A 14466-nucleotide genomic window follows, 5' to 3' on the forward strand; every position below is an offset into this window, starting at 1 on the left:
GCGTCACGCAACGCGAGGCGAGGCAACGTGACATGACGCGCGCCGACGCCATGCGCGCACCGCGCACCGCCGCGCCCGTCATCGAACCCGAAAGCAAAACGGCCCAGCCGGCGCAAGCCGATTGGACCGTTTCGGTCGTTCGATCATCCGATTTTTGCCGCGACGCTCGCGGAAGTCGAAGAAGCGAAGCGCGCCGGCATCGCCGCAAGCTCATCGTCCAAGCCCGCGTTCCGCCGCGCGGGCGCACCGCGCACCGCGCCGATACGCCCCCGAAATCGCGTCACCCGCCGCCGCCGTGCGGCCGCCGTCGCGACGAGAACGGCGCGCCGAATCTCGTCGCGCCGCCCGGCCGCGTCACAGCCGCGCTTCGACCCAGCCCTTGACGCCCGCGAGCGCCGCCGGCAGATTCGCCGGCTCGGTGCCGCCCGCCTGCGCCATGTCCGGCCGGCCGCCGCCCTTGCCGCCCACTTGCTGCGCGACGAAGTTGACGAGCTCGCCCGCCTTCACCTTCTTGCTCGCGTCCGCCGTGACGCCCGCGATCAGGCTCACCTTGCCGCCGTCGACGGCCGCGAGCACGATCGCCGCGCTCTTCAGCTTGTCCTTCAGCTTGTCGACGGTCTCGCGCAGCGTCTTCGCGTCGGCGCCGTCGAGCGTCGCGGCGAGCACGTGCACGCCGCCGATTTCGACCGCCTGCTGCGCGAGCTCGTCGCCCTGGCTCGACGCGAGCTTCGACTTCAGCGCGGCGAGTTCCCTCTCGAGCGATTTCACCTGATCCTGCACCTGGCCGATCCGCTGGATCAGCTCGGACGGCTGCGCCTTCAGCGCCGCCGCCGCCGCGTTCACGCGCGCGTCGAGCGCCTGCACGTAGCGCACCGCGTTGTCGCCCGTGATCGCCTCGACGCGCCGAATGCCCGCCGCGACGCCGCCTTCCGCGACGATCTTGAAGAGGCCGATGTCGCCCGTGCGATGCACGTGCGTGCCGCCGCAGAGCTCGCGCGAGAAACCGAGATCGAGCACGCGCACTTCGTCGCCGTACTTCTCGCCGAAGAGCGCCATCGCGCCGCCCTTCACCGCGTCGTCGTACGGCATCACGCGCACGATGCCGGGCGCGTTCGCGAGCACCTGCTCGTTGACGATGGCCTCGACGCGGCGGATTTCGTCGTCGGTCAGCGGCGCGTTGTGCGCGAAGTCGAAGCGGGTCTTGTCCGCGTCGACGAGCGAGCCCTTCTGCTGCACGTGCGAGCCGAGCACGTCGCGCAGCGCCTTGTGCATCAGGTGGGTCGCCGAGTGATTGCGCGCGGTGCGCGCGCGGCGCTCGGCGTCGATCTCCGCGCGAACGACGTCGCCGATCTTCAGCGTGCCCTGCTCGAGCGTGCCGTGGTGGCCGATCACGTCGGCCTGGACCTTCAGCGTGTCGGCGACCGCGAAGCGCGTGGCCGCGTTCGCGAGCACGCCCTGATCGCCGACCTGGCCGCCCGATTCCGCGTAGAACGGCGTGTGGTCGAGCACGACGACCGCGCTCTCGCCCGCCTTCACGGCGTCGACCGACGCGCCGTCGACGTACAGCGCGACGACCTTCGCGTCGTCGAACGCGATTTCCTCGTAGCCGTGGAAGGCCGTCTTCGCGCCCGAGTAGTCGAGGCCCTGCGCCGCCTTGAACTTGCCCGCCGCGCGCGCCTGCTCGCGCTGGCGCGCCATCGCGTCGTCGAACGCAGGCTCGTCGACCGTCACGCCGCGCTCGCGGCACACGTCGGCCGTCAGATCGAGCGGGAAGCCGTACGTGTCGTGCAGCTTGAACGCGAGTTCGCCGTCGAGCGTCTTGCCACCCGCGGCGTCGAGTTCGCCGAGCGCGGCGTCGAGGATCGACATCCCGTGCTCGATCGTCTCGAAGAAGCGCTCTTCCTCCTGGCGCAGCACGTCGGTCACGCGCTGCTCGGCTTCCTTCAGCTCCGGGTAGGCCACGCCCATCTCGGCGACGAGATCCGCCACGAGCTTGTGGAAGAACGCCCCCTTGCGGCCGAGCTTGTAGCCGTGGCGAATCGCGCGGCGCACGATCCGGCGCAGCACGTAGCCGCGGCCTTCGTTGCCGGGGATCACGCCGTCGACGATCAGGAACGAGCACGCGCGGATGTGATCGGCGATCACCTTCAGCGAATTGTTCGCGAGGTCGGCCACGCCCGTTTCGCGCGCCGACGCCTTGATCAGGTTCTGGAACAGGTCGATCTCGTAGTTGCTGTGCACGTGCTGCAGCACGGCCGCGATCCGCTCGAGGCCCATGCCGGTGTCGACGCACGGCTTCGGCAGGCGCGTCATGTTGCCCTGCGCGTCGCGGTTGAACTGCATGAACACGAGGTTCCAGATCTCGATGTAGCGGTCGCCGTCTTCCTCGGGGGACCCCGGCGGGCCGCCCCACACGTCCGGGCCGTGGTCGTAGAAGATTTCCGAGCACGGGCCGCACGGGCCCGTGTCGCCCATCTGCCAGAAATTGTCCGACGCGTAGCGCGCGCCCTTGTTGTCGCCGATGCGGATGATCCGCTCGGCCGGCACGCCGACTTCCTTCGCCCAGATGTCGTACGCCTCGTCGTCGTCGTGGTAGACGGTGACCCAGAGCTTGTCGGCGGGCAGCGCGTAGACGGTCGTCAGCAGTTCCCACGCGTAATGGATCGCATCGCGCTTGAAGTAGTCGCCGAACGAGAAGTTGCCGAGCATCTCGAAGAACGTGTGGTGGCGCGCGGTGTAGCCGACGTTCTCGAGGTCGTTGTGCTTGCCGCCCGCGCGCACGCTGCGCTGCGAGGTGGTCGCGCGGGAGTACGGGCGCGTCTCGGCGCCGAGGAACACGTCCTTGAATTGCACCATCCCCGAATTGGTGAAGAGCAGCGTGGGGTCGTTGCCCGGGACGAGGCTCGACGAGCGGACGATCGTGTGGCCCTTCGATTCGAAGAACTTGAGGAATTTCTCGCGGATTTCGGCGGCTTTCATAGCGTGCGGGGACGGGGTCAGGCCAAAACTGGGTTGAGCGCCGGCCGCTTCGACTCGGCGGACGGCGGCTGGATTCTGAAACGATCAATTATACGGGATAGATCCCCGCTCGCGGCCCGTGGGCGTTGGGGTGGGCGTTGGGCGAACGTTCCGTGGACGGCGTCGAGGTCGGCAGCGGGCGACGCGGCCGACTCGGCGTAAGATCGTCGCGGTCCGGAAACGTCCGACGCGCTAGTCGAGGACGGTCGGCAAAGCACGCGAAATCCACGCCGGAAACACGCGGCCGGGCTCGAACGACGGGTTTGGGGCGACGGGTTTGGGGCGACGGGTTTGGGGCGACGGGTTGGGCCAATCGGCCAGGCCGAGTCGAGCCGCGGCGAGCTGAACTCGGCCGTGACCGGGACCAGAACCGGCGAGTCCGGTCGAGCCGAACGATCGCGCGCGATACGAGCGCGCCGCGACGGCCGCATGGCGACGCGTCGAACCCAATGTGGACGATACGCCCGACACGCCGACAATCATGCCGCGGCCACCCCCGAAAGACGCCCGGCCGCCGCGCCATTACCGACCGTTCGGAGCCATTCGGAGCCATTTTTCGAGGCCGTTGCCGGCTTCCCGGCCATGAGCAGGCCATTGCACCGTTCGAAGCCGTTGCCGAGCGCTCGAGCGCCGTGCTCGAGCGCCCCGCCGGCTCTCGCTCGACGTCGCAACACGTTCACATCGGCATCTCGTCGGCTTTCGACCGAGCGCATCGAAGCCGCATCGAAGCCGCATCGAAGCCGCATCGGGGCCGCACCCAAGCCGCGCCGGAACCTCGCCCCCAATCCGCTCCGCCGAAGCAGCGCCACGCGGCGAGCGGTCACAACCGCGCCGCGGGCGCTCGCGGCGGCGGCGCGCGCCTGCATCCGGCCCCGCCGCCGCCCTCGCGCCGCCCGCCTTCGCGACAGCCGCACCCGAATCGCTTTAAGATGCGGCGGGAGACGACCAACCGGACACGCGCCCGCGCGGCCGCGCCCCGATCGGCGCGACGCCCCTGGGCCGCGCGCCGATCGATAGCACCACCAACAGAGGAGACTGAACGACGATGGGAGCCCTCAGCCATATCCGCGTCCTGGACCTGAGCCGCGTGCTCGCGGGCCCGTGGTGCGCGCAGACGCTTGCCGATCTCGGCGCCGACGTGATCAAGGTCGAGCGCCCGGAGAGCGGCGACGACACCCGGCACTGGGGCCCGCCGTACCTGAAAACGCCCGACGGCGCCGACACCCGCGAAGCCGCGTACTACCTCGCCGCGAACCGCAACAAGCGCTCGGTGACGGTCGACATCGCGACGCCGGAGGGCCAGCGGATCGTCCGCGAGCTCGCCGCGCAATGCGACGTCGTGCTCGAGAACTACAAGGTCGGCCAGCTCGCGAAATACGGGCTCGACTTCGAATCGCTGAAAGCCGTGAAGCCCGATCTCGTCTACTGCTCGGTGACGGGCTTCGGCCAGACGGGCCCGTATGCGCACCGCGCGGGCTACGACTTCATCATCCAGGGAATGGGCGGCTTCATGAGCATCACGGGCGAGCGCGACGGCCTGCCGGGCGGCGGCCCGCAGAAGGCGGGCGTCGCGATCGCCGATCTCGCGACGGGCCTCTACTCGACGATCGCGATCCTCGCCGCGCTCGCGCACCGCGACCGCACGGGCTGCGGCCAGCACATCGACATGGCGCTCCTCGACGTGCAGGTCGCGCTCCTCGCGAACATGAACACGAACTTCCTCGCGAGCGGCAAGCCGCCCGTGCGCTGGGGCAACGCGCATCCGAACATCGTGCCTTACCAGACGTTCGAGACGAGCGACGGCTGGATCATCGTCGCGGTCGGCAACGACGGGCAGTTCCGCAAGTTCGTCGAGGCGGGCGGCCGCGCGGCGCTCGCCGACGACGAGCGCTTCGCGACGAACCCGGCGCGCGTGCGCCATCGCGACACGCTCGTGCCAATCATCGCGGAGATGACGAAGACGCGCACGAAACGCGAATGGCTCGACGCGCTCGAGGCACTCGGCGTGCCGTGCGGGCCGATCAACGATCTCGATGAAGTGTTCGACGACGAGCAAGTGCGCGCGCGCGGCATGCAGGTCGAGCTGCCTCATCCGAGCGGCGCGACCGTGAAGCTCGTGCGCAACCCGATCCGGATGAGCGAGACGCCGCCCGACGCGCGCAGCGCGCCGCCTCTCCTCGGCGAGCACACGGACGCGGTGTTGCGCGACATGCTCGGCTACGGCGACGCGGCGATCGCGGCGCTCAGGGACAAGCGCGTCGTGTGAGCGCGGCGCATGGGTGCGATGGCGGGCGGGCGCGCGGCTTCGATTGTGCGCCCGCGTTCTTTCTCTCGAGTGTTGGTTCTTCGCCCAGTCGCCCGCTCGCCGTTTCGCCGTTTCGCCGGTTTGCCGGTTTGCCGGTTTGCCGGTTTGCCGGTTTGCCGATTCAAACTCGCGAACTTCTATAGCTTCAAGGCTTCGGGCTTCGGCTTCGGACGTTGAGCATCGACGGTTGAACTTTTGCGTTGAGCGTTGAGCGTTGAGCGTTGAGCGTTGAGCTTCGAGCTTCGAGCTTCGAGCTTCGAGCTTCGAGCTTCGAGCTTCGAGCTTCGAGCTTCGAGCTTCGAGCTTCGAGCCCGAGCTTCGAACTCCGCATTTCGCGCGCCGGAACTTGCCCCCCTCGAAAGCCCGAAATGTCCGCGCGCCGCAACCCGGGATCTCGACGCGCGGCCCGCCCCGTTCACCGCACGCGGCACCCGGCAAGCGCACCCGGACATCGCCTCGTCACGACCGAACGGTACAAAGCGGGCTTCCACGTTTTCCCTGCGGAGGTCCCGCATGTCGTCGCGTCGCAAGTTTCTCCTCTAGCGGGAAAGCGGGATAGCGACAGGAATGATCAACGCCCGACGTCGACCGAAAAACCGCGAACACGAGCGCGTCGCTTCGGCCGCCGACACCCGAAACGGTGCCCCCGAACAAACCAGCCGGCGAAGATGCCGATCGCGAGCCCTCGTCGAAGGGCCCCAAAACCCGACGAAATCGTGCCCGCCAACAAAACGGGCGCGCCTATGGCGCGCCCTGCTGCCCGGCTTGCGACGGGCTGACACATGCATTCGTGCAACGAAGCTGACGAAGGGCGCGAAACCGGCTAATTCGACGCCCCGGATCTACGATCCGGCACCGCCCCCGGCATTCGCCCGCGCCACCTGCTCGCCAGGAGCGCCGTGGCGGCCCCGTCCACCGCTCGGCCGCCGCGTCGAATGCCCTTTAATGCCCTTCTGCGCCCTTTAGCGCACGCCCGCGCCGACGAGGCCGCCCGCCGCCGCGCCCGCGACGGTGCCGATCGGGCCGCCCGTGATCAGGTAGCCGAGCGCGCCGCCCGCGGCCGCGCCGATGCCGGCGTTGCGCTGCGTGCGGTTCATCGCGCACGCGCTCAAGCTGGCGAGCGCCACGGCGATGACGGTGGCGCGAACGAGAAAGCTGGTCTTCTTCATCATGATGCTGCCTTCGAAACGTTGCCGCGCAAGGCACGGCGCGGCGGCATGAAACCTGGGTGAGCGCATCTTAAAAAAGCGCGATCCGGCCGGCAAGGCGATTTACCTCCCGTTACAGCGGCAACACATGCCGCACAAATGCCGGAAAAACGCGCCGCGCCGCCCGCCGCAAGGTGCGCCGCTCCTCAGGACGGTCGTCCGTCAGGTAGAATTGACGAATTCGAGCGGCGCGGCACGCGCCCTCCCCCTTTTTCTTCCCTGTTCCGCATGAGCACCGAACGCAACGACGCCACCGCGCCTTCCAATTTCATCCGCAACATCATCGACGACGACAACCGCGCGAGCAAATGGAGCGGCCGCGTCGAAACGCGCTTCCCGCCCGAGCCGAACGGGTATCTGCACATCGGCCATGCAAAGAGCATCTGCCTGAACTTCGGCGTCGCCCGCGACTACGGCGGCGTGTGCCACCTGCGCTTCGACGACACGAATCCGGAAAAGGAAAGCGTCGAATACGTGAATTCGATCATCGACGCGGTGCGCTGGCTCGGCTTCGACTGGCAGAAAGACAGCGTCGACCACCAGTACTTCGCGAGCGACTATTACGACAAGCTCTACGAATTCGCCGAGCTGCTGATCCAGCGCGGCAAGGCGTACGTCGACAGCCAGAGCGCCGACGAGATGCGCACGAACCGCGGCTCGCTGACCGAGCCGGGCACGCCGTCGCCGTTCCGCGACCGCTCGCCCGAGGAGAACCTCGACCTGTTCCGCCGGATGAAGGCGGGCGAGTTCAAGGAAGGCGAGCACGTGCTGCGCGCGAAGATCGACATGGGTTCGCCGAACATGAACATGCGCGACCCGGTGATCTATCGCATCCGCTACGCGCACCACTACCGCACGGGCGACGCGTGGTGCGTGTACCCGATGTACGACTACACGCACTGCATCTCGGACGCGATCGAGAACATCACGCACTCGCTCTGCACGCTCGAATTCGAGGATCACCGCCCGCTCTACGACTGGGTGCTCAACGAGCTCGCCGACGCCGGCGTGTTCGCGCGGCCGCTGCCGCAGCAAATCGAGTTCTCGCGCCTGAATCTCACGTACGCGATCACGAGCAAGCGCAAGCTGCTGCAGCTCGTGACGGAAGGCCACGTCGACGGCTGGGACGACCCGCGGATGCCGACCATCGTCGGCGTGCGCCGCCGCGGCTTCACGCCGCAGAGCATCCAGCTCTTCTGCGAGCGGATCGGCGTGACGAAGGTCGATTCGTGGATCGACATGAGCGTGTTCGAAGGCGCGCTGCGCGACGACCTCGACGACAAGGCGCCGCGCACGGTCGCCGTGCTTGATCCGCTCAAGCTCGTCATCGACAACTATCCGGAAGGCCAGACCGAGGAATGCACGGCGCCCGTGCACCCGCACCATCCGGAGCGCGGGCAGCGCACGTTCCCGATCTCGCGCGAGCTGTGGATCGAGCGCGAGGACTTCAACGAGAGCCCGCCGAAGGGCTATTTCCGACTGTTCCCGGGCAACAAGGTGCGGCTGCGCTACGGCTACGTGATCGAATGCACGGGCGCCGACAAGGACGAAAACGGCAACGTGATCGCCGTGCACTGCAACTACTATCCGGACAGCAAGTCGGGCACCGAAGGCGCGAACAACTACAAGGTGAAGGGCAACATCCACTGGGTGAGCGCGCCGCACGCGTGCCCGGCCGAAGTGCGGATCTACGATCGCCTGTTCAAGGAGCCGCACCCGGACGCGGGCGGCCGCAACTTCCTCGAGGCGCTGAATCCGGATTCGAAGAAGGTCGTCCAGGCCTACCTCGAGCCCGGCGCGCGCGACGCGACGCCGGAGGCGCGCTATCAGTTCGAGCGCCACGGCTACTTCGTCGCGGACCGTGTCGATTCGAAACCCGGCCAGCCGGTGTTCAACCGGATCGTCGGCCTGCGCGACAGCTGGGGCAAGCCGGCCTGACGGCCGCTTCGGCGCGCTCCGTTACTCGCGCCGCGCAAAAAATGAAATGCCCGGCTCAGGCCGGGCATTTTCGTTTGATGTCCGAGCCGGGATGGCAGCCGAGTCGGCTTTCGGCCCGCCGACCGGTCCGGATTGCCGCGGCGCGTGCGGCGTCCGGCGCGCAGGCGCGCGTGACACCGAACCTCGCGCGGACGAATCGGCCGGGCGTCGCACGCCGGGCGTCGCACGCGGGGGATCGCGCGCCGAGGCGTGTCATGCGACGTTCGTCATCGGCGACGGGCGGCAAGGCTGTCGCGCACGCTGGCTGTCGCGCACGCGCGGCGCTTACCCCGGCAGCGTCCGATGCAATTGCGCGAGCGACAGCGTCGTCGCGAAAAGCCGCGCGAGGCTGCGGCTCGCGTACGCCTCCACTTCGCCCGGCTCGGTCCAGCGAAACGCGTCCATCTCCGGAATCATCGTCCCGTCGCGGCGGCTCGGGAACATCGACGTGCACGTGCAACGCGACAGGTCCGTCTCGTGCGCGGCGGCTCGCGCGGCGAACAGGTGCAGATCCTTGTCGTGCCGGTAAGCGAACAAGCCGAGATCGGTCAGGCGCGCGGGATCGAGCACGATGCCCGTCTCCTCGACCAGCTCGCGCAGCGCCGCCTGCTGCGCGGTCTCGCCCGGCTCGTCCTGGCCCTTCGGGATGTCCCAGTGCGCCGTGTCGGTCGCGTGCGCGAGCAGCACGCGGCCGGCGGAATCGAGCAGCACGATCCCGCAGGACACCGTGCGCGGCCGGCCGCGCGGCTTCATCGCGCTCATCCGCGCGTCAGGCCCGCGTCAGCGCCTCTGCAACTGCCACTTGCCGGCCTCGGTCTTGCAATAGAGCGGCCGCAGCGTCATCGACTGCCCCTTCGCCTCGATTTCCGTCTTGATCTCGCGGCACGTGCGGCCTTCCTGCTCGGTCGTGCTCGGCGTCAGCTTCGCCGCGAGCTTCGTGCCGCGGCCTTCGTTCATCCAGTCGACGGTTTCGCCGTCCTTGCCTTCGTCGCGAACCTTCTGCACGGCCTTCGCGAGCGACGCGGTGTCCGCCTTGCTGAAATAGCTGATCGGCGTGTCGTTCAGGAAGTTCAGGTTGTTCTGCGCGTGCGCGGCAAGCGCGGCCGCCGCGCACGCGGCGCCCGCCAGCGCGCGCGACAGGATCGAGACACGGGCTCGCATCGTCATGTTGTTCTCCTTTGGAAGCGATCGAACGTCCGGCGCGCGGCTTCGGCCGCGCGCCGCAAGAGCGCTCAAGGATAACTGCAACGAACGGTATTTGAAACCGATCCGGCGGCACGACGCGGCCTCGCGTGGGCCGCGCCTCAGAAAATCGACGGCGAAACCGCTTCGGGCGGCGCGCGGCGATCGGTCGCGCCGCCGGCCGCGCGCAGCGCCGCGTCGCGGCCGGCGCTCGGCTCCTCAGTACTGCAAGCCGAAGCCGCGCGAATAGCGCAGCGGCCCCGTCGATCCGTCCGCGTTCAGCGCATGCACCGCGACCGGCAGCTTGCCGACCGGCCGCTCGACGCCCAGCATCGCGTCGACGGCGGCGAACAGCGACGGGCCGCGCAGCCCGCCTTCGTAGCCGTAGTACGCGTACGTCGCGAGCGCCGCGTCCGCGACGTCGTCGTAGCTGATCACGTCGTACGGCGCACGCATCGTCACGTGAATCACGGTCTTGCGCCGCGCCTTCGCGTAATCCATCGCGTCGCGCATCTGCTGCGCCTCGTTCGGCACCGCGACGGCGAGCACGCTGCGGCGCGCGCGGACATCCGCGCCCGCCCCCGCGCCCGCGTCGACGTGATCGAAGATCACCGAGCCCGCCTCCTCGCCGTTCGCGGGCGCCGTCTGCCGCATCAGCGCGGGCGCGGGCGGCACGATGCGCGCGCTCGGATCGCCGTTGTGCTCGACGGGCGTGACGCCCGTCGACAGCGTGCCGACGATCACGACATCCGCCGCGTCGATCGCCTGCTGCTGCTCGGGCCACGTGATCGCGCTCAGCTTCGCGCCCGTCACGAGCGGATGGCCGAGCTCGGCGAAACGGCGCCGCATCGCCTCCGCCTGCTCGCCCCACGGCGTCAGGATGAAGATGCGCCGGCCCTGCGCCTGCAGCGGCAGCGTGCCGTTCTCGTTGCGCAGCAGCGTGATCGACTTGCGCGCGATGTCGCGCTCGACCGCGCGATGCGCGGGCCCGCCGATCGACGCCAGTTCGTCGATCGGCCTGCCGCGGTCCGCCGCGACGATGCCGTTGCGCAGCTTGGTCAGCACGATCCGGCGCACCGAGCGATCGAATTCGGCGCAGTCGATCCGGCCCGCATCGACGGCTGCCGCGACGCGATCGACCAGCGCCGTCAGCCGGCCGGCGTCGGCCGCGGTGCGAAACTCGACGGGCATCAGCGCGATGTCGACGTCCGCCTGGAACACCTTGACGACCGCATCGTCCTCGTCGAAGAAATCGGCGATGCCCTTCATGTCGAGCGCGTCGGTGATCGTCACGCCCTGATAGCCGAATTCGCCGCGCAGGATGTCATGCTGGATGCGTCGCGACATCGTCGCGGGCGCGATCATCTGCTCGCCCGTGCGCGTCGCGACGCGCGTGTCGTCGAGCGACGGATACTGGATGTGCGCGGTCATGATCATGTCGGGCGCCTCGCCCGAGTCGATCGCCTGCCGGTACGGCGCGAGATCGATCGCGTACGCGTCGGCGCGCGACTTGATCACGACGGGCAGCCCGTAGTGCGAATCGGTGTCCGTGTCGCCGTGCCCCGGGAAATGCTTGAACGTGCCGATCACGCGCTCGCTCTTCATTCCCTGCACCATGCGCCGGCCGAGCAGGCCGATCGTCGCCGGATCGTCGCCGAACGAGCGCACGTTGATGACGGGGTTGAGCGGATTGCTGTTCACGTCGACATCCGGCGCGAAGTTCACGTTGAAGCCGACCGCCGCGATCTCCGCCGCGAGCACGCGGCCCATGTCGTATGCGAGCCGGTCGTCCTTCGTCGCCTCGTAGGCCGCGCCGAGCGCCATGTTGCCGGCGAACGCCGTCGCCTCCACGCGCGGCAGGCGGAACACGTTGCCGCCCTCCTCGTCGATGCCGACCATCAGGCCGACCGGGCTGTCGGCCGCGGGCGCCGCGCGGATTCCGTCGATCAGCCGGCGCGTCTGCTCGATGCCCGTCAGGTTGTTCGAGAACAGGATCACGCCGCCGATGCCGTTCTCACGCAACGCGTCGCGCGCGGCGTCGGGGAATTCGGTCATGCCGCTCGTGCAGGCCGGCTGCCCGTCCGGGCACCAGTACCGGAACGCCATCATGATCTTCTGGCCGACCTTCTGCCGGGTCGACATGCGCTCGACGATCGCGTCCGCGCGTGATTCGATCGTCGCGTCGTCGTCGCCCGACGAGCAGGCGCCGAGCGCCGCCGTCACCGCCAGCGCGACGGGGAAATGAACCAAGCTTTTCTTGCGCATTTTCACCGAGTCCTTGCCGCGCGCATTCGCGGCACTTACGTCATTTGATTCGTGATCCGGAATTCCCTTCGGCTTTCGGTTCATCGGTACTCCGGAACTTCATGCATATCCATTCACTCTGAATTCGCATGCATCGAATTCGTCAAATCAGTGATCGACATGCGACTTCTGCCGCGAACATTCGCGCCGATTCGGCAGTGCGCGCAGCATAGCACGGCCCTTTTCACGCTGCTTTCGGTTTTCGGCACGACCAATGCGATTGCCGATATCAACCGAATCACGGCCGCGCAATGCGCGAATATGCATGCCGAACGCGTAATGAGCGATCGTTCGCCGGTTCAATGCGGACGATTGAGAAACGTGTCGTTCGATTACGTGAATTTCGACGGCCAAACGCAAAAAGGCGAAGTCGTCGTGCTCGATGCGGTTGCCGAGCGCGTGCAGACGATCTTCGACACGCTCCGCCGGATGCGCTTCCCGCTGAACAAGGCCGTGCCGATCGAGCGCTATCGCGGCGACGACGTCGCGTCGATGAACGACGACAACACGTCGGCGTTCAACTCGCGGCCCAAAACGGGCAGCGACGAGTGGTCGATGCACGCGTACGGCGTCGCGATCGACGTCAATCCTTTGCGCAACCCGTACGTGTCGTTCGGCGGCGACGGCGGCGCGCGCGTGCTGCCCGAGTCCGCCGCGAAGGCGTCGATGAACCGGCTCGACGAACGGCCCGGCAAGCCGCCGAGGCCCGGCATGGCCGAACGCGCCGTCGACGTGTTCGCGAACAACGGCTTCCTGCGCTGGGGCGGCTATTGGGACGACCCGATCGACTATCAGCACTTCGAAGTGGGCTCGCGCGCGCTCGTCGCGCAGATGGTCGGCGCGCCGCCCGATGAAGCGCGCGAAATGTTCGAGCGTTACGTCGCGTCGTATGCGGATTGCCTTACGGATACGACGCACGAGAATCATGCGGCGGCGCGCGCCGCGTGCGTCGAAGACGCGCTGCGCGAGTGACGCCGGGCGGTGGCGTCGCGCAGCCCGCCCGTTGCGCGCGTCTCAGCGATTGCCGAGCGCCGGCTTCGCTTGCGCGTCGTAGCCGTCGGTGAGCGTGCCGAGGAACGCGATCACGTCCTTGATCTCCGCGTCGGTCATCGCGGGCGGATCGCCGCGCTTGCGGTCGAACGGCGGCTCGTCGTTCAGGTTCTTCCAGTAGCGCTTGGGCAAGTCGTCGAACTTCTGGACGACGCCGTTCTTCACCGGATAGAACTTCTCGGGATGCGTGTCGCGTTGCGCGTAGAAGCGCATCACGTCCTCGAGCGAGTGATAGATGCCGTTGTGGAAGAACGTCTTCTTCAGCGCGACGTTGCGCAGCGTCGGCGTGCGGAACAGCCCGCAGAACTCGTCGCGCCCCTTCAGGTCCCGGCGTTCGGGCCCGCATGCGCCGAGATCGTGGAACGCCGGATTCCGGTTCACGGCGAGCTCGCGATTGCGCGGCACGCCGAGCGCGATCAGACCGAAATCGCTGAACTGCGGCGGCGTGCCGTCGAGTCCGCGCCGGCTCACGTGGCAGCTCGCGCAGCTGCCCTTCTTCTCGTCGTTGAAGACCTGCAGCCCGTGCAGCTCGGCGCTCGTGAGCTGCGCGCGGCCCGCCAGATAGGCGTCGTACTTGCTCGAGTACGGATAGAACACGTCGGGCGTCTGCTCGAACGTGCCGAGCGCCTGCAGCACCGCGTCGAACGTCGCGCGGTCGTCGTCGAGCACGCGCGAGCCGAACGCGCGGCGAAACGCGTCCGCGTACGGCGCGGCCCGCACCGCGCGCGCGACCTTCGCGGGCGTGCCGTTCATCTCGAACGGCGACGTGAGCGGCACGCGCGCCTGCTCCGCGCCGCTGTCGACGCGGCCGTCCCACGTGAGGCCGCCCGTCGGACCGGCGTCGACGCTCTCGTCGCCCTCGTCGTCCGACTCGTGATAGTGCTCGCTGAACGCGGGCACCTTCTGCAGGTACTTGAGCGTCGGCACCGCGCGAAAGCCCTGCTGGCGCAGATCGTCGCCGCCGAATTGCGCGGGCAGCGCGTTCGGCGGCCCGAACGCGTGCTGCGGGCTGTGACACGACGCGCACGCGAGCTTACCGCTGCCCGACAGCGACGGATCGAAGAACAGCTGCCGGCCGAGCGCCGTCATCTGCTTCACAGCTTCGTACACCTGCGCGCGCGTCTGCGGCCGGCGCTCGACGACGGCGGGCGCACCCGCCTGCGCGGCGGGCGCCGAAGCGGATACCGCAGCGGGCGCCGAAGCGCGCGTCTCGGCGGGGCCGTTCGCATCGCAGGCGGCGACGCTTGCCGCGAGCGCGGTCGCCGCCGCGAGCGTGCGCAGCGCGGCGAAGGTCGAACGATTCCGGGTGGCGTGTCGCAGCGGGCGGCGCATCATCGATTCGGCGGTGTCGAGTGGGAAAGGCGCGAGCGTATGTCACGAGAATGACAAATCGATGACGGTAAATCGACAGCTGAACGAAAG

General features: G+C 68.4%; 11 protein-coding genes. 4 read left to right on the top strand and 7 right to left on the bottom strand.

Annotation, left to right across the window (positions count from 1 at the left end; translation table 11 throughout):
• The first annotated feature begins 32 nt into the window (after positions 1-32).
• Positions 33-383: a hypothetical protein gene (locus X946_RS20615; protein WP_152611759.1), complete on the top strand. Its 351-nt coding sequence runs from the start codon at positions 33-35 to the stop codon at positions 381-383.
• Here the strand turns inward: X946_RS20615 and alaS are convergent.
• Positions 355-2979 carry an alanine--tRNA ligase gene (alaS, locus tag X946_RS20620; RefSeq protein WP_038751334.1) on the bottom strand — a complete coding sequence of 875 codons (2625 nt, stop codon included), beginning with the start codon at positions 2977-2979 and terminating at the stop codon, positions 355-357. The genes X946_RS20615 and alaS overlap by 29 nt on opposite strands.
• Positions 2980-4063: 1084 nt before the next feature.
• Between alaS and X946_RS20625 the strand changes: the two genes are divergently transcribed.
• Positions 4064-5284: a CaiB/BaiF CoA transferase family protein gene (locus X946_RS20625; RefSeq protein WP_038751335.1), complete on the top strand. Its 1221-nt coding sequence runs from the start codon at positions 4064-4066 to the stop codon at positions 5282-5284.
• 1001 nt (positions 5285-6285) lie between these two features.
• Here X946_RS20625 and X946_RS35205 read toward each other — a convergent pair.
• On the bottom strand, positions 6286-6495 hold the full coding sequence (locus X946_RS35205; protein ID WP_038751336.1) for an ornithine acetyltransferase: 210 nt from the start codon (positions 6493-6495) through the stop codon (positions 6286-6288).
• Between the two features lie 264 nt (positions 6496-6759).
• Here X946_RS35205 and X946_RS20635 point away from each other — a divergent pair, with 264 nt between their 5' ends.
• Positions 6760-8469, top strand: coding sequence for a glutamine--tRNA ligase/YqeY domain fusion protein (locus X946_RS20635; protein WP_038751337.1), 1710 nt, complete (start codon positions 6760-6762; stop codon positions 8467-8469).
• A gap of 324 nt (positions 8470-8793) precedes the next feature.
• Here X946_RS20635 and X946_RS20640 read toward each other — a convergent pair whose 3' ends face one another.
• The 4 genes from X946_RS20640 to X946_RS36355 form a co-directional block, all read right to left on the bottom strand.
• Positions 8794-9270: an NUDIX hydrolase gene (locus X946_RS20640; RefSeq protein WP_038751338.1), complete on the bottom strand. Its 477-nt coding sequence runs from the start codon at positions 9268-9270 to the stop codon at positions 8794-8796.
• Between the two features lie 18 nt (positions 9271-9288).
• On the bottom strand, positions 9289-9675 hold the full coding sequence (locus X946_RS20645) for an RT0821/Lpp0805 family surface protein (protein ID WP_038751339.1): 387 nt from the start codon (positions 9673-9675) through the stop codon (positions 9289-9291).
• Positions 9676-9909: 234 nt separating this feature from the next.
• Positions 9910-11955, bottom strand: coding sequence for a glycoside hydrolase family 3 protein (locus tag X946_RS20650; protein WP_038751430.1), 2046 nt, complete (start codon positions 11953-11955; stop codon positions 9910-9912).
• A gap of 147 nt (positions 11956-12102) precedes the next feature.
• The gene (locus X946_RS36355) at positions 12103-12261 is read right to left on the bottom strand and encodes a hypothetical protein (RefSeq protein ID WP_226383047.1); all 159 of its coding nucleotides are present in this window, start codon (positions 12259-12261) and stop codon (positions 12103-12105) included.
• Positions 12262-12273: 12 nt separating this feature from the next.
• Here X946_RS36355 and X946_RS20655 point away from each other — a divergent pair, with 12 nt between their 5' ends.
• Positions 12274-12966, top strand: coding sequence for a M15 family metallopeptidase (locus X946_RS20655; protein ID WP_226383048.1), 693 nt, complete (start codon positions 12274-12276; stop codon positions 12964-12966).
• Positions 12967-13008: 42 nt separating this feature from the next.
• On the opposite strand, the gene X946_RS20660 is transcribed toward X946_RS20655, so the two are convergent.
• Positions 13009-14379 carry a cytochrome-c peroxidase gene (locus X946_RS20660; RefSeq protein WP_038751341.1) on the bottom strand — a complete coding sequence of 457 codons (1371 nt, stop codon included), beginning with the start codon at positions 14377-14379 and terminating at the stop codon, positions 13009-13011.
• Positions 14380-14466: the final 87 nt, after the last annotated feature.

Origin of the sequence: Burkholderia sp. ABCPW 111, from assembly GCF_000773065.1 — a bacterium.
Lineage (GTDB): Bacteria > Pseudomonadota > Gammaproteobacteria > Burkholderiales > Burkholderiaceae > Burkholderia > Burkholderia savannae.